This window comes from Allomuricauda sp. F6463D (assembly GCF_023015965.1).
In the GTDB taxonomy this organism is placed as follows: Bacteria; Bacteroidota; Bacteroidia; order Flavobacteriales; family Flavobacteriaceae; genus Flagellimonas.
The window spans coordinates 759512-780124 of record NZ_JALKAN010000002.1 but is presented as its reverse complement, the minus strand read 5'-3'; the positions used below and the strand labels follow the sequence as shown (position 1 = coordinate 780124).

Below are 20613 nucleotides of genomic sequence, written 5' to 3'. Positions count from 1 at the left end.
AACCAATCTCTATGCCAATATATTTAACCAATTGATTATCAGAATAAAACAAGCTATGTGATTTATTTTTTAGCTTTACACACTAATTTATATGCATGGAAAACAAACTTAGTTTTGGAGTTTTTGGAGGTGGAAGTTGGGGAACGGCCATTGTAAAAATGTTGACGGAGAATTTAGACCAAGTACATTGGTACATGCGAAGCGATTCGGCAATTCGGAACATTAAAAATGAAGGACACAATCCCAACTACTTGAGTTCGGTGGAATTTGATGTGAAACAACTCGACATGAGCCATGACATCAATAAAGTGGTTGAATCCTCTGATATACTCATCTTTGCTATTCCTTCTGCTTTTTTAGATAGAGAACTTCAAAATTTGACGGTTTCGTTAAAGGGTAAGATTATTTTTTCTGCGATAAAGGGTATTGTTCCTGAAAGTGGACTCATCGTTGGAGAGCATTTTAACGAGAAATATGAGATTCCTTTTGAGAATATCGGAGTGATCACAGGACCATGCCATGCTGAGGAAGTTGCCTTGGAGCGACTATCTTACCTTACCATTGCCTGTGCCGATGCCGACAAGGCCAAGATAGTGGCCAAACATTTAAAAAGTGACTATATCCGCACCAAAATATCGGATGATATCATCGGTACCGAATACGCTGCCATGCTAAAAAACATTTATGCCATTGCTGCAGGTATTGCCCATGGACTTGGTTACGGGGACAATTTCCAAAGTGTGTTGATGAGCAATGCCATCCGAGAGATGAAACGGTTCATCGACCGTGTGTACAAAATGAAACGGAACATCAATGCCTCTGCTTATTTGGGTGATTTGTTGGTAACGGGATATTCGGTTTTTAGCAGAAACCGTATGTTCGGAAATATGATTGGCAAAGGCTATACCGTAAAAAGTGCCATGATGGAAATGAATATGGTGGCCGAAGGCTACTATGCCACCAAAAGCGCCCATGACCTTATGGACAAACTGCAAAAGAAATCCAAAACACCCATTATAAATGCCGTGTACCAAGTTCTTTATAAAAACAAGGACCCAAAAAAGGTTTTTGAGAAGTTGACGGAGAAGTTGGATTAATCCCGCTCCAACGAAAAATTGGAATGTTCATTTATTTGGGCTTCCAAATCCTTGGAAAAGGATTCTATTTCTTCTTCTGAATAATTATACGCTTCCTGGAATTCTTCAAAAACGGGTTTCATAAAGGTGCGAACACTTTCAATATCAAAATAAAGTCTGCCCGTTCTTCGGATGAAAAAATCCAACGGATTCAATGCCATTTCAAAAGCGATGGTAAATTGGGCCTCGGCCCTTATCATTTTCTCCTTTGGCATCTCAGTTTTAATGTTCGCATACAGTTCCAAAATGGATTCGGTTTGTTTGCCATAAGTGGTAACCAAATACCATGCATCATACTGTTCAAAACCATCTTCCTGGATTACTTCAAAAACCTGGGAAATGTATTTTTTTACATGTTTGAACTTTTTAAAGTCGTTCCCGCAAAGTGGAATTTTGTCCGTAGTGCAATGTTCTAATTCAACTTCATGATCTTCCTCCATTTTTTTGGCAATGCGGTTTACCGTTCGCTCTGCCATTTTTCGGTATCCGGTGAGTTTGCCGCCTGCAATGCTCACCAGGCCTGTATCCGAAGTAAATATTTCATCTTTTCGGGATAATTGTGAGGCAGATTTTCCTTCTTCATGGATCAACGGTCGCAACCCAGCCCATGAGGAAATAATATCGTCCAGTTCCAATTCAATTTTGGGGAACATGTTGTTCACCGCGGACACTAAGTAGATTGCATCGGCTATATCGGTACTTACGTTATCTTTATCCAAGTTAAAATTGGTATCCGTGGTGCCTACATAAGTAACCTTGCCTCGCGGTATGGCAAACATCATCCGTCCGTCGGGGATATCAAAGTAAACGGATTGCTTCACTGGGAGTTTTTCCTTTGGAAACACCAAATGGACACCTTTCGTCAAATGCAATCGTTTACCTTTTTTGGACTGGTTCACACTCCTAAGCTCATCCACCCATGGACCAGCAGCATTGATTACATATTTTGATGAAACACTATACTCATCATCAAAAACAGTATCCCTAAATTTTACTCCCGCCACTTGCTCATTAGTATAAATGAAATCGGTGACATTGGTATAATTGAATATTTGTGCACCAAATTGAAGACTGGCCTTTAAGTTTTCCAAAGTAAGTCGGGCATCATCAGTTCTATACTCTGCATAATACCCTGCACCGTTCAAAATCTTTTTTGGCAAGAGTGGTTCCAATTTCAAGGCCTCTTTCTTCTCCAACATCTGCCGTTTGTCTTCCCCGGAAACTTGTGCCAAAATATCATACACTTTTAAACCAACGGAAGTCAACCATTTTCCGTAAGATCCTCCTTCAATTAGAGGTAATAACATCTTTTCGGGAATCACTAAATGCGGTGCTAATTTATGCACAATGGCTCTTTCGGACCCTACTTCCTTTACCAGCCAAAAATCGAACTGCTTTAGATAACGTAATCCTCCATGTATGAGTTTTGTGGATTTGCTACTGGTGCCGGATGCGAAATCCCCTTTTTCTAGCAATAAAACTTTCATTCCCCGAGAAGATGCATCCAACGCAATTCCAGCTCCCGTGATTCCACCTCCAATTACAATGAGGTCGTAAGTTTCATTCACCGCTTTTTGTAAACTTTCCTTTCTGTTTGTGTTTGAAAAAGTAATGTTCTTGGACATGGGTCTATTTATTGAATTCGTATTCGCGTTCCACACGGCACACCCTAACTTTATACCAAGAGTACCATTTTTGGATTCCCTTTCTTTGGGCTTCTTTATGATCCATCTGGGCTTTCCAATTGGCTATGGCTTCCAAACTTTCCCAATAACTGATGGAAATACCAAGACCATCACGGGCACTTTCAAAATCTAAAAAACCTGGCTGTTTACGAGCCAATTCCTCCATTTCATCAGCCATATTAGCATACCCATCGTTTACAGAAGTTCTAAGATTGGTAAAAATTACTGCATAATATGGCTTTCTAAGGTCCATTAGCGGATGTATTTTTTTTCTACGAAGTAATTGACCAAGGCTTCCTTCATTAAAACAGACTGTTCCCCTACTTTTAATGGTGGCAACTGTTCTTTTATCTTGAAGTGTGGCCATCCATCGTCATCAAAAAAATCAAAATCATAATATCCATATGGTTCCAATAGCCTGCATATGGCAATATGCATCAAATTGACCTTTTCGTCCTTTTTGAACTTTCGATGAAAACTTCCTAGTTCTTGAACGCCTACCAAGTAGACGATTCCATCCAATTCCAAAGGGTCACCATCAGAAAACTGAGCAGATAATTTTTCTACCAAATACTCCCAACGTTCCTTTAATTGTTCATCTCGTGACATGTGTTTTTGATATGAATTCCAAAGGTACAAATCAATATTCTATATTTGTTAAAACCCTTACATGAGCTTTTTGGATATTATTATCGGGATTCTTTTGGTCTGGGGCCTTTATAAAGGTCTTAAAAATGGTCTTTTTGTAGAATTGGCCTCTTTGATAGCACTTATTGCCGGTATTTATGGTGCCATCCATTTTTCATATGTCGCGGGCAACTACCTTGCAGAACGATTTGATTGGAGCGAGCAGTATTTAAAAATAGCAGCATTTTTGATTACATTTTTTGCTATTATCATTGTTGTAAACCTAGCTGGTAAATTTTTGACAAAAATTGCTGATTTTGCTATGCTCGGGCTATTGAACAAAATTGCCGGAGGTGTCTTCGGAGCCCTAAAAGTTGCCCTAATTTTAGGTGCATTTCTTATTTTCTTCGAAAAGCTAACCTCCCCCCTTGGGCTTATCAACGACGAAACCAAAGAAGAATCTGTTTTATATGAACCCATAAAAGAAATAGGTTCATTGGTTTTTTCTTATGTTTTCGATGATGAAAAAAGTCCATCCAACCAAATCGAAGTGAACGAAGAAGTTATTTAAACAGTATACTTTTCTCGACAAAAGAACCTATACCCTTACTTTCAAATCCGGTTGCCCATTATTTCCTGTATTTCAACGTGATAATGCATCTAGACATGGAAATTTCATGGAAAAATAAGGAGACTCCACTATTTTAGCCACGAGAACATAAGGGAACTTAGAACACTCCCGAAAACACCCCGAAAATGAAAAGATTATATGGCACTTTGTTGGTCATGGTGATTGCTGTTGCCTTAAGTGATTGTAGTACAACAACTCTGCAAGAAGAACAAGAACAAGGGTACACCGAAGCAACCCTTGGAAATGAAAAAATATCCATTGACCCAAAAAAAATGGAAGAAGATCTGTTGGATTTGGTAAACGGGCATAGGAATTCCATTGGATTAAACCCACTCACAAAAAGTACACCAGTGTATAAATATGCTGAGGAGCATAACAATTATATGATTTCCCAAAATACATTGAGCCACGACAATTTTGATTCTCGAGCATCTAAAATTGCAGAAGAAACAGATGCTTTAAGTGTGTCGGAAAACGTCGCCAGATACTATACCTCAGCAGCAAAAACATTGGAAGGTTGGACAGAAAGCACGTCGCACAAAGCGGCTATGGAGGGAGATTTTACGCATACAACATTGAGCGTTCAGTTGGACAAGGAGGGGAGACCATACTATACGCAGATTTTTTTAAAAGTGAATTGATCATTTTTTTATACAAAGCTTAAAAAGACCTGCTAATTAGCAGGTCTTTTTTATTAATTGCTATGTTCAAAGCAAGCTTTTTTTTACCTTTCCTAAAATCTTTGAACATGGCCATACAAGAACCTTTCAACCTTAATAAATGGATTGAGGAAAACCGGGATACACTAAAACCTCCGGTAGGCAACAGAAACCTTTACAAAGAGTCTGGTGATTATATTGTTATGATCGTGGCCGGCCCAAATGCAAGAAAGGATTACCATTACAACGAAACAGAGGAACTCTTTTATCAATTAGAAGGGAACATAGAAGTACACATACAAGAAAATGGCCTAAAAAAGACCATGAAATTAGGACCTGGCGACATGTACCTTCACCCTGCCAAAGTACCTCACTCTCCCGCTCGCCAAGAAGGTTCGATTGGTTTGGTGGTGGAACGAAAACGTGTGGATCTCAATGCTGAGGATGGTTTGCTCTGGTTTTGTGACAACTGCAATAACAAGTTATACGAGGTTTATTTTAAATTGAATGATATTGAGAAAGATTTTCTAGGTCATTTTAAACATTTTTACGGCTCTGAAGCACTACGTACTTGTGACAATTGTGGAACCGTTATGCCAGTTGATGAACGTTTTATATCCATTGAAGAATGATTCTCCTTTTATCAAAAATCTTAATCGGGATTGTAGCATTGCTACATCTTTATTTTTTGTGGTTGGAAATGTTCGCTTGGACGACCAAAGCAAAAAAGGTGTTCCGAAATTTTCACGAAGATTTATTCGAACCCACAAAAACAATGGCAGCGAACCAGGGCCTATACAACGGTTTTTTAGCTGCAGGACTTATTTGGTCACTTTTAATCCAAGATTCCATATGGCAAGTTTATGTGGCATTGTTCTTTTTGAGCTGTGTTGTGATTGCCGGTAGCTATGGAGCCTTTACTGTCTCGAAAAAAATTTTTATGGTACAAGGTCTTCCTGCTATGTTGGGAATAATCATTCTCTTAATTCATCAATTCCTTTAAACCCTTACCCTCTGGTATAATATTCGTAATATTGTAAAAATATAACAATACATCACTAAAAAGTTATAAATGTCAAATATTGCAACTGCTTTTGGAATAAAAGAAGCCCTAAAAGAACTTGGCTTAAACGAAATAAACAATGGTACTTCCACAGGTAAAGATTGGTTTTCCAATGGGAATATCATTGAGTCCTATTCGCCCGTAGACGGTGCCCTTATTGGAAAAGTGAAAGCTACCACCCAAGAAGATTATGAAAAAGTAATTCTTGCGGCACAAAAAGGTTTTAAAACATGGAGGACCATGCCTGCACCTCAACGTGGTGAAGTAGTTCGCCAGTTCAACGATGAGCTTAGACGATTAAAAAAACCGTTAGGTAAATTGGTGTCTTATGAAATGGGAAAGAGCTATCAAGAGGGTTTGGGAGAAGTACAAGAAATGATTGACATCTGTGATTTTGCCGTAGGCCTGTCCCGTCAATTGCACGGGCTAACGATGCATAGCGAACGACCAGGCCATCGCATGTACGAACAATACCATCCGCTAGGTGTTGTAGGCGTTATATCTGCCTTCAATTTTCCTGTGGCAGTTTGGTCCTGGAACACTGCACTCGCATGGGTTTGTGGCGATGCTTGTATTTGGAAAGGCTCTGAAAAAACTCCCATGACCTCTGTCGCCTGCCAAAATATCGCAGCTCGCGTATTTACCGAAAATGGTGTCCCCGAAGGTATTTCTTGTTTGATTACGGGTGACTATACCGTAGGTGAGTTCATGACCAAAGACGAACGCGTTCCATTGATTTCGGCCACTGGCTCTACCCGAATGGGAAAAATAGTGGCTAAAACCGTAGCTGAGCGCCTTGGAAAAACGTTATTGGAACTAGGAGGCAACAATGCCATTATAGTTACCCCAGATGCCAACATTAAAAACACGGTTATAGGTGCTGTATTTGGAGCAGTGGGCACTTGTGGACAACGTTGTACATCAACACGCAGATTGATTATACATGAAGATGTGTATGATAAAGTAAAAAACGCCATTGTAGATGCTTACAAACAAATACGAATCGGCAACCCATTGGATGAAAACAACCATGTAGGTCCATTAATCGACAAAGATGCTGTAAAGAATTATTTAAAAGCTCTGAAAAAAGTTGAAGAAGAAGGCGGAAACATTTTGGTGGAAGGTGGAGTTCTTGAAGGTAAAGGTTATGAGAGTGGTTGCTATGTAAAACCTGCCATTGCAGAAGCTGAAAATCATTTTGAAATCGTTCAACACGAAACCTTTGGTCCCGTCCTTTATATTCTAAAGTATAGTGGAGATTTAGAAAATGCTCTGGAAATTCAAAACGGGGTCAGACAAGGTCTATCTTCTGCAATTATGACCAACAATCTACGCGAGGCAGAACGTTTCCTTTCCGTTCAAGGGTCGGATTGTGGTATTGCCAACGTAAATATTGGCACATCCGGCGCCGAAATCGGTGGCGCTTTTGGTGGTGAAAAAGATACGGGTGGTGGTAGAGAAAGTGGTTCTGATGCTTGGAAGATTTACATGAGAAGACAAACCAACACCATTAATTACACAACCGAGTTACCATTGGCACAAGGAATTAAGTTTGATTTATAAAACGAAAAGCCGCCCTTTCGGTATAAAACTGAACAGGGCGGTCTTTAAAACCAACTTAACTAACTCAAACTTAACTTTAAAACCCTATTCCAATGCCGGAACTTTGTCGGGAGAAATAGGGTTCTTTACCTAATATTTGGCCTAAATTTCATCATTTTTATTCTAGAATCTAGGAGGTATCTTACAAGTGGACATAAAAATTGTATGATTGGTTGTATTTACCCTATTTTCTGTTTTTTATTTTCCCCTTAAACCCGTTCTTTTTATAAACACCTCAATTTCTGTCACTTTGATGTGAAATTTTAAGATTTTTTTAATATTTTAAACATACATTTTTTATGGACTAAAATTTTAAAAAATGGATTGGGAAAATATAACGCCTTGGTATTGGGTTATTCTGGTTGGTGTAGGATTTATTTCTGCTATTCTTGGCTACTTCTTTGGCAAATCCAATTCTCCAGAATCACCAGACAATTCGGCGCAGCTTAGTATTTTAGAAATAGAGAACGCCAAATTAAAATCTGATCTTGAAACTTGTAGAAAAAGCGTAGACACTTCTATAACCAAACAACTCAATTTTGAAAAAAATATAGCCCCTATTAAAAGTGAACCTTTCCATTTTAATGCACAAGAAGCTAAAGCTATGCTGGGAAAAACCGTAAAGGAAAATGATTTAAAACTTGTTGAGGGCATTGGCCCAAAAATTGAAGGTCTTTTTTACAATTTTGGCATTAAAACATGGAAAGAATTGGCCGAAACTTCTGTTGACAAATGCCAAGAAGTTCTCGATTCTGGTGGTAAACGGTATCGTATCCATGACCCCGCTTCATGGCCCATGCAGGCGAAAATGGCCTATGAAGGACATTGGCAACAGTTGTTCGAATGGCAGGAAAAACATCGTGCCGGTAAATATTAAAAATATGTCAGACTGACTTGTCTTTCTACAGCTTCCCGTTAGCCTCTACCCACTTAAATGTATACTGGTCCTGAGAGAACTGCATCCGTTCAGAGATACGCTGCAACCGTTCGGGCAATTTCATTAAATATACCCTTGCTTTTTCTCCTTGTTCGGAAAGCCCCCTTAGATTGCCTATATCCCAGTAATCATTAAGTTTTTTCAAAATGTCAATATAATCCTGTGCGGTATATACTCCCAAACGTTGAGCGCAATTCGAAAACTGTTCAAACGCTTCACCAATACTACCACCTGATTCTCTTAAAAAATGAGCGGGCATCACAATTTTCTTTTTCATCATATCCGCAAAGGCCAATACCATGCCGTTTGGATCTTGTGCCATTATCGTTTTAACAAATTCTCGATAGGCCAAATGGTGTCTCATTTCATCACCTGCAATTATAGTACACATTTTTGCAAGCAACGTGTTACCTTTTTTTCTTGCCATTTTCCCCACCCGTTTATGTGAGATATTGGTGGCTAGTTCTTGAAAAGTGGTGTACACAAAGTTTTTGTAGGGATCCCTATCTGTTCCTATATCAAATCCATCAGAGATTAAATGTTGCGTGGTAATTTCAATCTCCCGCATATTTACACGGCCTGATAAATAAAGGTATTTATTCAAAACATCTCCATGTCTATTTTCCTCGGCTGTCCACGCACGGACCCACTTGCTCCATCCATTGTCCTTGCCATTATGCTGATCAATACCTTCAACATCCATTAACCAAGACTCGTATGTGGGAAGTGCTTCTTCGGTGATGGTGTCCGCAACAAGAGTAACCCAGAAATCATATCCCAATTCCTTTGCCTCACCTCGTATTTGCTCTACTTCATCAAAAAATTTATCGCTTTGGGAATCTGGCAAAAAATCAGTGGGTTGCCATATTTTTTCCGCTGGTATCAAAAATTCATTTATGTAGCCTTCAACTTTTGGCTCAATAGCCTGCATTACTTCTAATCTTACATTCTTAATCGACATACATGGGGTTTTTTACAAAGATCATTATAATTTAATGAAAAAAACGCTAATTTCTTCCTATTTCTCCGGGATAAAAAGTATGTACTGGGTCACTTTGCCAATATTCTTTGGTTTCTACATCCATCATGGTCAATCCTCCCATAAATGCGGCACCGGTATCCACATTCCAAACATTGGCCCTTTTCTCAGGTTCTACAAACTCTTTTTTGGAAATTGGTGTGTGACCTATAAATACTTCATTGTAATGGGTCAACCTTTTTGGAAATTTTGAATCGGAAGGCTTAAGGTTAGGGTTGATTGCAGTAGCGAGTTCCCACAATGTCCTGTCCCAATAGAAAGATTGCTCAAAATACTCATATTCTATACCTTTAAGATTGGTGTATCCTGCGTGCAGGTACAATCGGTTATCCTGTGCCAGATAATAGTTCTTTAATTTTTCATAAAACCTAAGATGCAATTTCCATTTACTTCTATCCGCGTTCAAATAAGAATTTTTAGTAGCGGTTCCTCCATGAGCCAACCATTGTGGATTGTCTTTTTGTTGTATCAACCATTCCCTACAAAGCTCGTCGTGGTTACCTCGAATAAATGTACAGCGGTATTTGCTTTCTAAATGAATTAAAAAATCCACAGTTTCAACCGCAGTGCTCCAACCATCTACATAATCTCCCAAAAATATAATATGATCTTTCGCGGTAACTTTGGCTCTTTCCATTAATTGATCCAAAGCCTTTACTCCCGAATGGATATCGCCCACCACCAGTGTACGCATAGAAAAGTTTTTTACAAAATTACATACAAATGGCTATCTGATGAAAAATCCCTGCGTCTTTATCTATCATTTAACCTACAATTTAAATTACCGTTATTTGGACATGGTATAATTTTCTATGTACCTTAGAATAATTCGAAATTCTATGAAAAAAGTTTATTGCATTGGCGAGGTATTGATTGATTTTGTTGCTGAACGGCAAGGAAGTGATCTTTCTAAAGCAAACGATTTTACCAAAAAAGCAGGTGGGGCACCTGCCAACGTGGCCTGTGCTATATCCAAATTAGGAGGTAATGCCGTTTTTATCGGTTGTGTAGGAGATGACCCCTTTGGAAAATTTCTGCTGGAAACATTAAAAAAAGAAGGAGTAGATATCTCTTTGACCCAATTATCGGAGACTTTTACCACACTTGCCTTTGTTTCTTTATCCAAGGAGGGAGAACGCGATTTTGTATTTAGTAGAGGTGCGGATAAAGAGTTAAAGTACAATCCTGCCCTTAGAAAAAATATTTCTGGAAACATTCTTCATTTAGGCGCTGCAACCGCTCTTTTGGGAGGTTCCTTGGAAAAAACATATACCAAATATCTTTTTGATGGTCTTACCAAAGAAATGTTCATCAGTTTTGACCCCAATTTTAGAAGCGACCTTTGGAAGGATGATGAGGAAACTTTCATAAAAAAGTGCATGCCCTTTGTCGAAAAATCACATTTGTGCAAATTTAGCCTAGAAGAGGCTCAATTATTATCGGGCAAGGAAAACATAGAGGAAGCGTGTGAGGAACTACATAAGGCCGGTACAAAAATTATTGCCATTACCCTGGGAAAAGATGGTACCCTTTTAAGTATGAACGGTTTAAAAAAGGTAATTCCCAGTATACAAGTTAACCCCGTTGACACCACAGGTGCTGGAGATGCCTTTGTAGGATGTTTGTTGTATCAGATTTCAGATCTTGGTAATTTTGATTCTGTTGTGGATAATTTTGATTTAGTGGAAAAAATGGTCGTCACCGCAAACAAAGCGGGGGCAATTACAACCACAAACTATGGAGCCATTGTGGCCTTGCCATCAAAAGAACAGCTTTAAAGTAAATGAACCAAACCAGCTTACATAAACTGTTCTCCCAAAAAAAGAGCAAAAACAATAAAGAACTCTTTGATCTAAGGTTGGCCACAAACATAACCTTGATACAAAAACAGTTTTTCTCCTTGTATCCAGAACAACAGCATCAAAAGCACTTTCAAAAATTGTTGGACCTGCTGCCCAAATTATTTACGCTTAGACCGGAAGAATTAAAACAACAAGATTTTGATCGTTTAAAATCCGGCAATTGGTACCAGTCGGAGAAGATCGTTGGCATGCAATTGTATGTGGAGCATTTCAATAAAGACCTTAAAGGGCTGCATAAAAGAATACCTTACTTTAAAAAATTGGGAGTTAACTTTTTACACCTTATGCCCATAACCACCAGGCCAAAGGGAGAGAGTGATGGCGGTTATGCGGTGAACAATTACCTCCAAGTGGATAAAAAATATGGTTCCAAGGAAGATTTATTGTCCCTGACCTCAGCTTTTAGAAAAAACGGTATCTATTTAATGTTGGATTTTGTGGTAAACCATACGTCCAACGAATTTTCCTGGGCTAAAAAAGCCATGAAAGGTGATAAAAAATACCAGAACTATTATTACACATTCGAAGATTCCACCATCCCAGCGGAGTTTGAAAAAACGCTGCCCGAGGTGTTTCCCGAAACTTCTCCTGGAAACTTCACCTATGTCCCCGAAATGAAAAGGTGGGTGATGACAGTTTTCAACAACTACCAGTGGGATCTTAACTATTCCAATCCCGAAGTATTTTTGGAGATGCTTACCAATTTGGTAAAACTCACAGATATGGGAGTAGATGTCGTACGCTTTGACGCGTTGGCATTTCTTTGGAAAAAAATAGGGACCGCATCACAAAATCTACCAGAGGCTCACAACCTAATCTCCTTGTTCCGAATGTGCCTACAAGTTGTTGCCCCTGGCACCATATTATTGGCAGAGGCCATTGTGGCACCTACGGACATTATAAAATATTTTGGGGAAGAAGAAAAACGAGGCAACGAATGCGAGGTCGCCTATAACGCTTCATTAATGGCGCTTTTATGGAACTCCATAGCCACCAAAAAAACCGAACTGTTCTATAAAAGTTTGATGCACGTTCCTGCAAAACCAAAAGATTGTACGTGGACCAATTACATCCGCTGCCATGACGATATTGGATTGGGGTACGAAAACCATCTGATTGAGGAAATGGGATGGAACCCCGAAATGCACCGAAAGTTTTTATTGGATTATTATTGCCAACGATTGGATTGGTCACCGGCAACAGGTATGCTATTTATGTACAATCCAAAAACAGGGGACGGTCGCATTACAGGTAGTGCCGCATCGTTATTGGGGCTCGAAAAGGCAATTGCCACTAAAAATGAAGGACTGATGGAGCAAGCAGTGGCAAAAATAATTATGATGCATGGGATCATCCTTGCATTTGGTGGAATTCCCATGATTTATGCAGGGGATGAAATAGGCACCTTAAATGATTATTCCTTTAAAAAAGATGTAAGTAAAAAAGAAGATAACCGTTGGGTAAACCGCCCTATGCAAAACTGGGACGTCATTTCCAAATTGAATAACGAAATTTCTCCCGAGTCCAAAATATTCCAAACTTTGCAGAAACTAATCAAAACCAGAAAGGAACAACCTGTTTTTGCTGACACGAACAATCTTGAACTTTACCACACAGGGAACAATCATATTTTATCATTTGAAAGGACCCAAGAAAATAAAGGATTACTTGTTATTTGTAATTTTGATGAAAACCCTCAGGTCATCGATAGTAGTTGGATTAAAAAACTTGGGTATTTCAGCAAAGGGGAACCATTAGATTTGGTGTCTGGTGAAAAAATTGGATTAAGCAGTGGTCTTTTGGAGTTGATTCCTTATCAGATAATCTGGCTAAAGAAGGCCTAAGCATACCTTACCTTTCTGAGTATTCGAAGCGACTCTTTTAAGGATTGATACACATGGGTATCGTAAGCTTTTAAAAGTTGTCTGGAGCCGTCCATTTTATCTTTAGCCTCCTCAAAACCATTTAAATAACAGATTAGATACGTCGCTGGTAAATGGGTCATATCGGTATATTCCGATTCGGTCAATGGAATCTTCTTTTCAAGCTTTTGAAGCAATGCATTATTGGCATTGTAAACATGGAAAAGTGTTTTTTTATCAAATTGTGGCGGTTCAAATATCAACTTACTGTTTATGGTATAATTGCCATTATCCGAAAAGGTAATCATCATTTCTTCCAACGGATAATATTTTTGTTGAGAACCTAATCCCAGTTGCACATATTCCAAGGTTTTGAAGGAATCGTTATCATGATCAATAGTAATTTCATCCAAAGCGGAATAGAAAAGTTTTACCTGTTCGTTTATGAGTTCAATATCCACTCTTGAATAGTATGTTTTGCCCTTTATCCTCTTCTTGTGACCGGCCCAACAGACCACAAATTGTTCTTTAAAAACTTTATAATCACTTGTAAGGTCTGGGTGTCTTGTGTTAAAGAAGTTAATTACCGCATCCAATGTTAATTCAATGTTGTTTCTTGCATGCTGCTCTATTGTGGCCACTTTTTCGGAGTTGATGTCCTTCAGATCAATATCAAAAGCTTTGGGCAGGCTTATACTTCCTTCTCTAAAAAAAACAGCACCACCATAGTATTTCCAAATATTTTTTCTAAGTGCACATACCTTTCCATTGGACCTAATCGTCACCAATCCTACAACTTTCCCTTCGTGCAAATGGGGAAATGGGATATTCTCATACGAAATCAAAGGTGGATTGTCCAAATAAGCATTGACGAGGTTCTGAATCTTGCTGTCATCAAAAAAATCGACACCAACTATAGTATTGTCCTCGTCCTCTACCCCTATAACTATAAAAGAGTTGTTCTTCGGGTTACTATTGGCCAAAGCACATACATGCTTTAAAAACTTGGCTTTTCCTTCTTTTTCACCAATGGATATAAAACGCTTTTTGTCGTAAAAACTATTCTCGTCGTTGTGGGCAAGTAGGTTTTTTACGAGTAGGCGTTTATTGATCATAATTCCTTCTTCACTATTGTGCTGCTGGCCTGTGCAGTGGGCATTACTACAAGGTCGGCTATGTTAACGTGGTATGGTCTAGTGACTACGAATAGAATAATATCGGCAATATCCTCTGATTTTAACGGTTGAAAGCCTTTATACACATTTGATGCCTTATCTGTATCTCCCTTAAACCGCACATCGCTAAATTCGGTTTCCACCATGCCTGGGTTTACAGCTCCTACACGGATACCATAGGCATTTAGATCTATCCTCATGCCTTGATTGATGGCATCCACAGCATGTTTACTTGCGCAATAAACATTTCCGTTGGGGTAAACCTCCTTGCCTGCTATAGAACCTATATTAATTATATGACCGCTTTTCCGCCCCACCATTTTAGGGATAATCGCTTTGGACATATACAACAACCCTTTTACATTGATGTCCAGCATAGCATCCCAATCATCCGGATTACCCTTATCTATAGGTTCCAATCCATGTGCATTTCCTGCATTATTGATTAAAATATCTATGTCTGAAAAATCTTTGGGCAAACTTTCAATTGCCTCAAAAACGTCTTCTCTATTTCGCACATCAAAATTTAGGGTGAAAATTGCCGTGTCCCTTCCCAATTCGTTTTTAAGATTTTCCAATCGTTCTTTTCTGCGCCCACAAAGGATTAAATTGAATCCTTGTTTTGCAAAAAGTTCGGCCGTTGCTCTTCCAATACCACTGGTTGCACCAGTTATCAATGCTGTTTTTCCCATATAATTTTTAATTAAGGTACATCATGTCCTTGGCTTGCCACCAAAAGGGCGAACCAATCTTGAGGTTCCATTTCTATTGTGCTGGCCATTGCTGCCAACTGCATTCGTTGTTTGTTTGTTGTTCCAATAACAGGGTGCACTTTTGCTGGATGTTTAAGAATCCAAGCCAAAAGTAACTGGCTCTCGTCTGCATCATATTTCTCCATTAATGGTTCCATAACCTCTTTTATCCGGTTAACCTGCTCGTTCTTTTCCTTAAAATATAAACCTAGCGGGCTCCATGCCATGGCTGTTCTATTATTGGCAATACAATCATCAAAGGTGCCATCGTACATGGGGTCGTGGTGCGTTAAGGAAAATTCTACCTGATTTCCCAAAATAGGTATGGATTTTTCTAACATAGTCATTTGGGAAGGTGTAAAATTGGACACTCCGAACTGTTTTATCTTTCCACTATGCAACAACTGTTGTATTGCTTCGGCCACTTCTTCCGGTTGCATCAAAGGACTTGGCCTGTGAATAAGAAAAAAATCTAAATAGTCCGCTTTCAGCTTCTTTAAAGATTCTTCCGCAGACCATATAATATAATCACTATCATATTGGTAATGATTGATTCGATTATCTCTTCCACGAGTCATTTGAATTCCACATTTGGTAAGAAGCTGGATATCTTCCCTTTTTATTCCGCTATCTACAAAAGCTTTTCCAAAATCACTTTCAGTGGAATAACTACCATAAATATCGGCGTGATCAAACGTGGTAAGACCACAGGTAAGGCTATGGTTCATCAGGTCGATCATTTCATTTTTAGAAAGTTTTTTACCCCAACTCCCCCATGTCATCGCCCCGGATATAATGCGGGAAAAATTCGTTGTCCGTTCCATAAGTGCTGAAAGTATAAAATTAAACCCTTAAATCCTTCATAAAACTAGGGGTTTAGCGTTTTTTTTAACCATTAATTAACAGCTAGGTTTTAAATAAATTTTCATTTTGCACACCTTAGTAAAAACCCCGACATTAACACCAAACAATAAAAGTTTATAATGGAAGAAAACACTACTATTGATATTAGTGCTGTGAATGAAAAAATCGCTCAAGAAAGCGCTTTCATTGACCTTTTAACCATAGAGATGAACAAGGCGATTGTGGGGCAGAACCACATGGTAGAGCGTCTGCTCATTGGTCTTTTGGGAAAAGGCCACATACTTCTCGAAGGTGTTCCCGGCCTGGCAAAAACATTGGCCATCAACTCTTTGGCAAAAGCAGTAAAAGGAAGTTTTAGCAGAATACAGTTTACGCCCGACCTTTTGCCAGCTGATGTTGTCGGTACGCTTATTTTTAATATGAAAGAGAATGATTTCTCCATTAAAAAAGGGCCGATTTTTGCCAACTTTGTTCTGGCAGATGAGATAAACAGGGCTCCAGCAAAAGTGCAATCAGCACTTTTGGAGGCCATGCAAGAAAAGCAGGTAACCATTGGTGACGAAACATTTATATTGGATGCGCCATTTTTAGTAATGGCTACCCAAAACCCTGTGGAACAAGAAGGTACTTATCCCCTTCCTGAAGCACAGGTGGACAGGTTTATGTTAAAAACGGTAATTGACTATCCCAAACTCAACGAGGAGCAACTCATTATCCGACAAAACCTCAAGGGCAAGACCGAGGCCATTAAACCCGTAATTTCCTTGGAACAAATCCTAAGGGCCCAAGAAACTGTTGGTGAGGTTTATATGGACGAAAAAATTGAAAAATATATACTCGACCTCATCTTCGCTACACGTTACCCAGAAAAATATAATTTAGAGAGTTTAAAGCCACTTATCAGTTTTGGTGCATCTCCAAGGGGCAGCATTAATTTAGCAAAAGCATCCAAATGTTACGCATTCATCAAACGAAGGGGCTATGTGGTGCCAGAAGATGTTAGGGCTGTAATACATGACGTGCTCCGTCACCGAATCGGAATCACCTACGAGGCCGAGGCAGAAAACATTACTTCCGAAGAAATCATAAACAAGATCGTAAACGAAGTTGAAGTGCCTTAACGGTTCAATGTTTATCGGAACAAGTAGCAATACTTTTGACCAACCCGAAAACCTATTTTTTTGAACCAAATGAATACAAAGGAACTACTAAAAAAAGTACGCAAGATTGAAATAAAGACGCGACGTCTTTCCGACCATATTTTTGGTGGGGAATACCACTCCACGTTCAAAGGAAGGGGGATGACGTTCAGCGAGGTGCGCCAGTACCAGTTCGGTGATGATGTAAGAAGTATTGACTGGAACGTTACAGCACGCTACAATGAACCTTACGTAAAAGTTTTCGAAGAAGAGCGCGAACTTACCATGATGCTCATGGTAGATGTGAGCGGGTCGGAACTATTTGGAACTTCCAACCAATTTAAAAAAGAAATAATCACCGAGATTTCCGCTACACTGGCCTTTTCTGCATTGCAGAACAACGATAAGGTCGGGGTTATTCTATTTTCGGACGATGTAGAACTTTTTATACCTCCCAAAAAAGGAAAAAGCCATGTGCTCCGTATTATTCGCGAGTTATTGGAATTTCAGCCTAAAAGCAACCAAACCGATCTCGCTGAAGCATTAAAGTTCCTCACCAATGTGATGAAGAAAAAAGCCATTGTATTTGTGCTTTCAGATTTTATTGCTGATGACTACGACAATACACTACGCATTGTGGGCAACAAACACGATGTTACGGGAATTCGAGTTTTTGATCAACGTGAAGAAACCATCCCTAATCTAGGAATGGTACAAATGCAGGATGCCGAAACAGGAGAAATTCAGTTGGTGAACACACAATCCAAACAAGTGAGGTCAGCTTACGGACAACACTATAAAGACAAGGTGGCCTACTTCATCAACTCCTTTAACAAATCAGGATGTGGGGTTATCAATTGCCGTACCGATGAAAGTTATGTGAAAAAACTATTGGGGTATTTTAAAAGAAGATGATAATGCTAAGTAAAGCGCTACATAAAATAAGAAACGAACAAAGGTCTCAAATGGTTTTGAGCACTTTGCTCTTACTGTTTCTTTTGCCAACCTTCGGTTTTTCCCAATCAGAACCCAAGGTTAATGCTGAAGTGGACACCTTGGCCATCAAAATAGGTGAACAGATTCAATATAAAATCACCGTTGAAGCAGACCCCACAGATGTAGTTTTTTTCCCGGAAGGGCAAACTTTTTCTCCTTTGGAAACCGTGGAGGCCATTATGGCGGACACTATTAAAAATGATGAAAAAGTCATTCTTCAAAAAATATATTCCCTAACGCAATTTGATAGTGGGGCGTATACCGTTCCACCACAACGTATTGCCATCAACGAACAGCCTTTCTTTACAGATTCCTTCCAAATTAAGGTTGCCGATGTTGCTGTAGATACCACCAAACAAAAAATGTACGACATCAAACCATTGATCGAGGTGGAAAAGAACACCGCGGACATGTGGTTTACGGCGCTTTGGATTCTTTTAGCTATGGTTGTTATTGGCGGGTTGGTGTATTGGTTTTTTATAAGAAAGAAACCTTTGACCGAGGAAGAAAAAGTAGCAATGCTACCTCCTTACGACCGAGCTATTTTGGAACTTAAAAAATTGGAGAACTCTAGATATCTAATCCAAGATGAGTATAAACAATATTATTCAGAACTTACGGATATTGTGCGGTCTTATCTAGAAGAAGATGTACACGTTTCCGCCATGGAAAGTACTACTTCTGAACTCATTACCAAACTGGAAATGTTAAAGGATGCTGGGGAACTCAAACTGGAAGATGATACCATTGAGCAATTTCAAAAAATATTGCAGACCGCTGATCTGGTAAAGTTTGCCAAATCCAAACCAGCTACTACCATAGCAGAAAAAGACCGGAAAGTGGTAGAGCAAATTGTAATCAAAACCCACGAAGCGCTTCCAGAACCTACCGAGGAAGACTTGCTTTTAGATGAAGAATACCTAGAAGAACAGACCAAGAAAAAACAACGTAAAAGAATATACTTGGCCGCGGCTATCTTTGCCGGAATCCTAGTTTTGGGCAGTGCTTTCTCAGTTGCCTATTTTGGCGCAAAAAATGTCCGGGATACGGTTTTTGGCTACCCCACCAAAACACTTTTGGAAGGTGAATGGGTGGCAAGTTCATACGGCTTTCCTCCAATAGAATTGGAAACACCGGACGTACTAGTGCGCCAAGACGTACAATTTCCCAAGGAGACCAAAGAGTTGATAAAAGAATTACAGGCATTCTCATATGGCATCTATACGGACATATTTTCGGTGAGTGCAAGTTCCATTACCTATAAAGAACAAACGGCCGAACCCAATTTTGATGCTGCGATTGGCTCAACACTGACCAACTTTGAACAATTGGGACTTAAAAACATAATCACCAAACAAGAAGAATTTGTTACCCAGTCAGAGATAAAAGGAATAAAAACCTTTGGGACCGGAACTTTTGACGAACCGAACGGTGATAGCAAAAAAACAAAATATAGTATCCTATCCTTTGGAGGCAAGGGCTTTATACAACAAGTGGTCATTACCTGGGAAGAAGGCGATGAGTATGCAGAACAGATAGTAGACCGGATTTTGAACAGTTTAGACGTAAAAACACAAGCATAGATGTTTGAGAATATAGAATTTGCAAATCCTGAATTTTTCTGGCTGCTCCTATTGCTGCCTTTGGCTTTGCTATGGTATTTTTTCAAGCGAAAAAATGAAATGGCATCCCTACGCATTTCAAGCATAAAAGGATTCACAGTAAATAGTTGGGCCTCTAAATTAAAGCCTGCACTCTTTATAATCAGATTATTAGCTTTGGCCGCTATAGTTACTGCATTGGCCAGACCTCAAACAGAAGATATCTCCACAAGGACGAAAACTACCAAAGGAATCGATATTGTAATGGCCATCGATGTGTCCTCCAGTATGCTGGCGAGAGACCTAAAGCCAAATCGATTGTCCGCACTGAAAGAAGTAGCAGCAAATTTTATAGAGCAACGACCAAATGACCGTATAGGTTTAGTGGGGTACGCTGGTGAAAGCTACACCAAAACACCAATTACGAGCGATAAAACCATTGTTTTAAATGCACTTGAGAACATTACATACGGTGAACTTGAAGACGGAACAGCCATTGGTATGGGCCTCGCCACATCGGTAAACCGTTTAAAAGAAAGCAAGGCCATAAGTAAAGTTATCATTCTTTTAACGGATGGTGTCAATAATATGGGCTTTATTGAACCTAGAACGGCCGCCGACCTTGCCGTGGAATTTGGTATAAAAACATATACCATTGGCTTAGGTACCAACGGAAATGCCCTATCTCCCATTGCATACAACAGAGATGGGTCTTTTAGATATGGGATGCGCCAAGTGGAAATTGATGAAGAGTTACTCAAAGAAATTGCAGAAGTGACCAATGGAAAATATTTCCGGGCCACCGATAACGAATCTTTGGAGGAAATTTATGATGAGATAAACAAGTTGGAAAAAACAGAGATAGAAGAATTTAAATATTACAAGTACGAGGAAAAATTCAGGCCATTGATATTTTTGGCAGGAATTCTATTGTTGTTGGAATGGGGATTGCGAAATTCCGTTTTTAAAAGTTTTATTTAGCG

General features: G+C 39.2%; 21 protein-coding genes. 13 read left to right on the top strand and 8 right to left on the bottom strand.

All coding sequences use genetic code 11. The features are described from left to right. Positions 1-95: 95 nt before the first annotated feature. Complete coding sequence (locus MWU56_RS11965) at positions 96-1097, top strand: NAD(P)H-dependent glycerol-3-phosphate dehydrogenase (protein ID WP_247044731.1); 1002 nt, start codon at positions 96-98, stop codon at positions 1095-1097. Here MWU56_RS11965 and MWU56_RS11960 read toward each other — a convergent pair. Genes MWU56_RS11960 through MWU56_RS11950 form a run of 3 tightly spaced genes read right to left on the bottom strand, consistent with a single transcriptional unit; the run spans position 1094 to position 3430 of the window. Continuing rightward, on the bottom strand, positions 1094-2761 hold the full coding sequence (locus MWU56_RS11960; RefSeq protein ID WP_247044730.1) for a glycerol-3-phosphate dehydrogenase/oxidase: 1668 nt from the start codon (positions 2759-2761) through the stop codon (positions 1094-1096). The two genes, MWU56_RS11965 and MWU56_RS11960, sit on opposite strands and share 4 nt — an antisense overlap. A 4-nt stretch (positions 2762-2765) precedes the next feature. Next, on the bottom strand, positions 2766-3074 hold the full coding sequence (locus MWU56_RS11955; RefSeq protein WP_247044729.1) for an antibiotic biosynthesis monooxygenase family protein: 309 nt from the start codon (positions 3072-3074) through the stop codon (positions 2766-2768). Further along, positions 3074-3430 (bottom strand): hypothetical protein, encoded by a 357-nt coding sequence (locus MWU56_RS11950; RefSeq protein WP_247044728.1) that lies wholly within the window; start codon positions 3428-3430, stop codon positions 3074-3076. The genes MWU56_RS11955 and MWU56_RS11950 overlap by 1 nt, the downstream gene beginning before the upstream one ends. Before the next feature lie 61 nt (positions 3431-3491). Between MWU56_RS11950 and MWU56_RS11945 the strand changes: the two genes are divergently transcribed. The 6 genes from MWU56_RS11945 to MWU56_RS11920 all read left to right on the top strand — a co-directional run bounded on the left by MWU56_RS11945 (position 3492) and on the right by MWU56_RS11920 (position 8280). After that, positions 3492-4019, top strand: a complete 528-nt coding sequence (locus MWU56_RS11945) for a CvpA family protein (protein WP_247044727.1) — start codon at positions 3492-3494, stop codon at positions 4017-4019. A gap of 185 nt (positions 4020-4204) precedes the next feature. Then, a complete protein-coding gene (locus MWU56_RS11940; RefSeq protein WP_247044725.1) occupies positions 4205-4720 on the top strand; it encodes a CAP domain-containing protein in 516 nt (171 codons plus the stop codon). A gap of 107 nt (positions 4721-4827) precedes the next feature. Further along, positions 4828-5370: a 3-hydroxyanthranilate 3,4-dioxygenase gene (locus tag MWU56_RS11935; protein ID WP_247044724.1), complete on the top strand. Its 543-nt coding sequence runs from the start codon at positions 4828-4830 to the stop codon at positions 5368-5370. Beyond that, positions 5370-5741, top strand: a complete 372-nt coding sequence (locus MWU56_RS11930; RefSeq protein ID WP_247045242.1) for a DUF1304 domain-containing protein — start codon at positions 5370-5372, stop codon at positions 5739-5741. The genes MWU56_RS11935 and MWU56_RS11930 overlap by 1 nt, the downstream gene beginning before the upstream one ends. A 69-nt stretch (positions 5742-5810) precedes the next feature. Continuing rightward, positions 5811-7364, top strand: coding sequence for an aldehyde dehydrogenase family protein (locus tag MWU56_RS11925; protein WP_247044722.1), 1554 nt, complete (start codon positions 5811-5813; stop codon positions 7362-7364). A gap of 358 nt (positions 7365-7722) precedes the next feature. Next, on the top strand, positions 7723-8280 hold the full coding sequence (locus MWU56_RS11920; RefSeq protein ID WP_247044721.1) for a hypothetical protein: 558 nt from the start codon (positions 7723-7725) through the stop codon (positions 8278-8280). Positions 8281-8305: 25 nt separating this feature from the next. Here MWU56_RS11920 and MWU56_RS11915 read toward each other — a convergent pair whose 3' ends face one another. Beyond that, the gene (locus tag MWU56_RS11915) at positions 8306-9301 is read right to left on the bottom strand and encodes an acyl-ACP desaturase (RefSeq protein ID WP_247044719.1); all 996 of its coding nucleotides are present in this window, start codon (positions 9299-9301) and stop codon (positions 8306-8308) included. Between the two features lie 46 nt (positions 9302-9347). Then, complete coding sequence (locus MWU56_RS11910; RefSeq protein ID WP_247044717.1) at positions 9348-10073, bottom strand: metallophosphoesterase; 726 nt, start codon at positions 10071-10073, stop codon at positions 9348-9350. Positions 10074-10218: 145 nt separating this feature from the next. Between MWU56_RS11910 and MWU56_RS11905 the strand changes: the two genes are divergently transcribed. Both MWU56_RS11905 and MWU56_RS11900 read left to right on the top strand, forming a co-directional pair. Beyond that, positions 10219-11157, top strand: a complete 939-nt coding sequence (locus MWU56_RS11905; RefSeq protein WP_247044715.1) for a carbohydrate kinase family protein — start codon at positions 10219-10221, stop codon at positions 11155-11157. A 5-nt stretch (positions 11158-11162) separates the two neighbouring features. Further along, positions 11163-13085 (top strand): amylosucrase, encoded by a 1923-nt coding sequence (locus tag MWU56_RS11900; protein WP_247044714.1) that lies wholly within the window; start codon positions 11163-11165, stop codon positions 13083-13085. Here MWU56_RS11900 and MWU56_RS11895 read toward each other — a convergent pair. Genes MWU56_RS11895 through MWU56_RS11885 form a run of 3 tightly spaced genes read right to left on the bottom strand, consistent with a single transcriptional unit; the run spans position 13082 to position 15854 of the window. Next, the gene (locus MWU56_RS11895) at positions 13082-14218 is read right to left on the bottom strand and encodes an ATP-binding protein (RefSeq protein ID WP_247044713.1); all 1137 of its coding nucleotides are present in this window, start codon (positions 14216-14218) and stop codon (positions 13082-13084) included. The genes MWU56_RS11900 and MWU56_RS11895 overlap by 4 nt on opposite strands. Next, the gene (locus tag MWU56_RS11890; protein WP_247044712.1) at positions 14215-14970 is read right to left on the bottom strand and encodes an SDR family NAD(P)-dependent oxidoreductase; all 756 of its coding nucleotides are present in this window, start codon (positions 14968-14970) and stop codon (positions 14215-14217) included. Before MWU56_RS11890 ends, MWU56_RS11895 begins: the two co-directional genes overlap by 4 nt. 11 nt (positions 14971-14981) lie before the next feature. Further along, complete coding sequence (locus MWU56_RS11885) at positions 14982-15854, bottom strand: aldo/keto reductase family oxidoreductase (RefSeq protein WP_247044711.1); 873 nt, start codon at positions 15852-15854, stop codon at positions 14982-14984. 159 nt (positions 15855-16013) lie between these two features. Between MWU56_RS11885 and MWU56_RS11880 the strand changes: the two genes are divergently transcribed. The 4 genes from MWU56_RS11880 (at position 16014) to MWU56_RS11865 (ending at position 20611) form a co-directional block, all read left to right on the top strand. Next, a complete protein-coding gene (locus MWU56_RS11880) occupies positions 16014-17015 on the top strand; it encodes an AAA family ATPase (RefSeq protein ID WP_247044710.1) in 1002 nt (333 codons plus the stop codon). A 69-nt stretch (positions 17016-17084) separates the two neighbouring features. Then, positions 17085-17948, top strand: coding sequence for a DUF58 domain-containing protein (locus tag MWU56_RS11875; RefSeq protein WP_247044709.1), 864 nt, complete (start codon positions 17085-17087; stop codon positions 17946-17948). A gap of 2 nt (positions 17949-17950) precedes the next feature. Then, positions 17951-19612 (top strand): hypothetical protein, encoded by a 1662-nt coding sequence (locus MWU56_RS11870; RefSeq protein ID WP_317236543.1) that lies wholly within the window; start codon positions 17951-17953, stop codon positions 19610-19612. After that, positions 19613-20611, top strand: coding sequence for a vWA domain-containing protein (locus MWU56_RS11865; protein ID WP_247044706.1), 999 nt, complete (start codon positions 19613-19615; stop codon positions 20609-20611). It abuts the gene before it with no gap. The last annotated feature ends 2 nt before the right edge of the window (positions 20612-20613 follow it).

Coding starts and splice junctions, on each gene's coding strand:
- MWU56_RS11865 (WP_247044706.1), top strand. CDS start 19,613: ATGTTTGAGAATATAGAATTTGCAAATCCTGAATTTTTCTGGCTGCTC.
- MWU56_RS11880 (WP_247044710.1), top strand. CDS start 16,014: ATGGAAGAAAACACTACTATTGATATTAGTGCTGTGAATGAAAAAATC.
- MWU56_RS11915 (WP_247044719.1), bottom strand. CDS start 9,301: ATGTCGATTAAGAATGTAAGATTAGAAGTAATGCAGGCTATTGAGCCA.
- MWU56_RS11955 (WP_247044729.1), bottom strand. CDS start 3,074: ATGGACCTTAGAAAGCCATATTATGCAGTAATTTTTACCAATCTTAGA.
- MWU56_RS11885 (WP_247044711.1), bottom strand. CDS start 15,854: ATGGAACGGACAACGAATTTTTCCCGCATTATATCCGGGGCGATGACA.
- MWU56_RS11875 (WP_247044709.1), top strand. CDS start 17,085: ATGAATACAAAGGAACTACTAAAAAAAGTACGCAAGATTGAAATAAAG.
- MWU56_RS11910 (WP_247044717.1), bottom strand. CDS start 10,073: ATGCGTACACTGGTGGTGGGCGATATCCATTCGGGAGTAAAGGCTTTG.
- MWU56_RS11870 (WP_317236543.1), top strand. CDS start 17,951: ATGCTAAGTAAAGCGCTACATAAAATAAGAAACGAACAAAGGTCTCAA.
- MWU56_RS11925 (WP_247044722.1), top strand. CDS start 5,811: ATGTCAAATATTGCAACTGCTTTTGGAATAAAAGAAGCCCTAAAAGAA.
- MWU56_RS11895 (WP_247044713.1), bottom strand. CDS start 14,218: ATGATCAATAAACGCCTACTCGTAAAAAACCTACTTGCCCACAACGAC.
- MWU56_RS11950 (WP_247044728.1), bottom strand. CDS start 3,430: ATGTCACGAGATGAACAATTAAAGGAACGTTGGGAGTATTTGGTAGAA.
- MWU56_RS11920 (WP_247044721.1), top strand. CDS start 7,723: ATGGATTGGGAAAATATAACGCCTTGGTATTGGGTTATTCTGGTTGGT.
- MWU56_RS11945 (WP_247044727.1), top strand. CDS start 3,492: ATGAGCTTTTTGGATATTATTATCGGGATTCTTTTGGTCTGGGGCCTT.
- MWU56_RS11905 (WP_247044715.1), top strand. CDS start 10,219: ATGAAAAAAGTTTATTGCATTGGCGAGGTATTGATTGATTTTGTTGCT.
- MWU56_RS11890 (WP_247044712.1), bottom strand. CDS start 14,970: ATGGGAAAAACAGCATTGATAACTGGTGCAACCAGTGGTATTGGAAGA.
- MWU56_RS11900 (WP_247044714.1), top strand. CDS start 11,163: ATGAACCAAACCAGCTTACATAAACTGTTCTCCCAAAAAAAGAGCAAA.
- MWU56_RS11965 (WP_247044731.1), top strand. CDS start 96: ATGGAAAACAAACTTAGTTTTGGAGTTTTTGGAGGTGGAAGTTGGGGA.
- MWU56_RS11935 (WP_247044724.1), top strand. CDS start 4,828: ATGGCCATACAAGAACCTTTCAACCTTAATAAATGGATTGAGGAAAAC.
- MWU56_RS11940 (WP_247044725.1), top strand. CDS start 4,205: ATGAAAAGATTATATGGCACTTTGTTGGTCATGGTGATTGCTGTTGCC.
- MWU56_RS11960 (WP_247044730.1), bottom strand. CDS start 2,761: ATGTCCAAGAACATTACTTTTTCAAACACAAACAGAAAGGAAAGTTTA.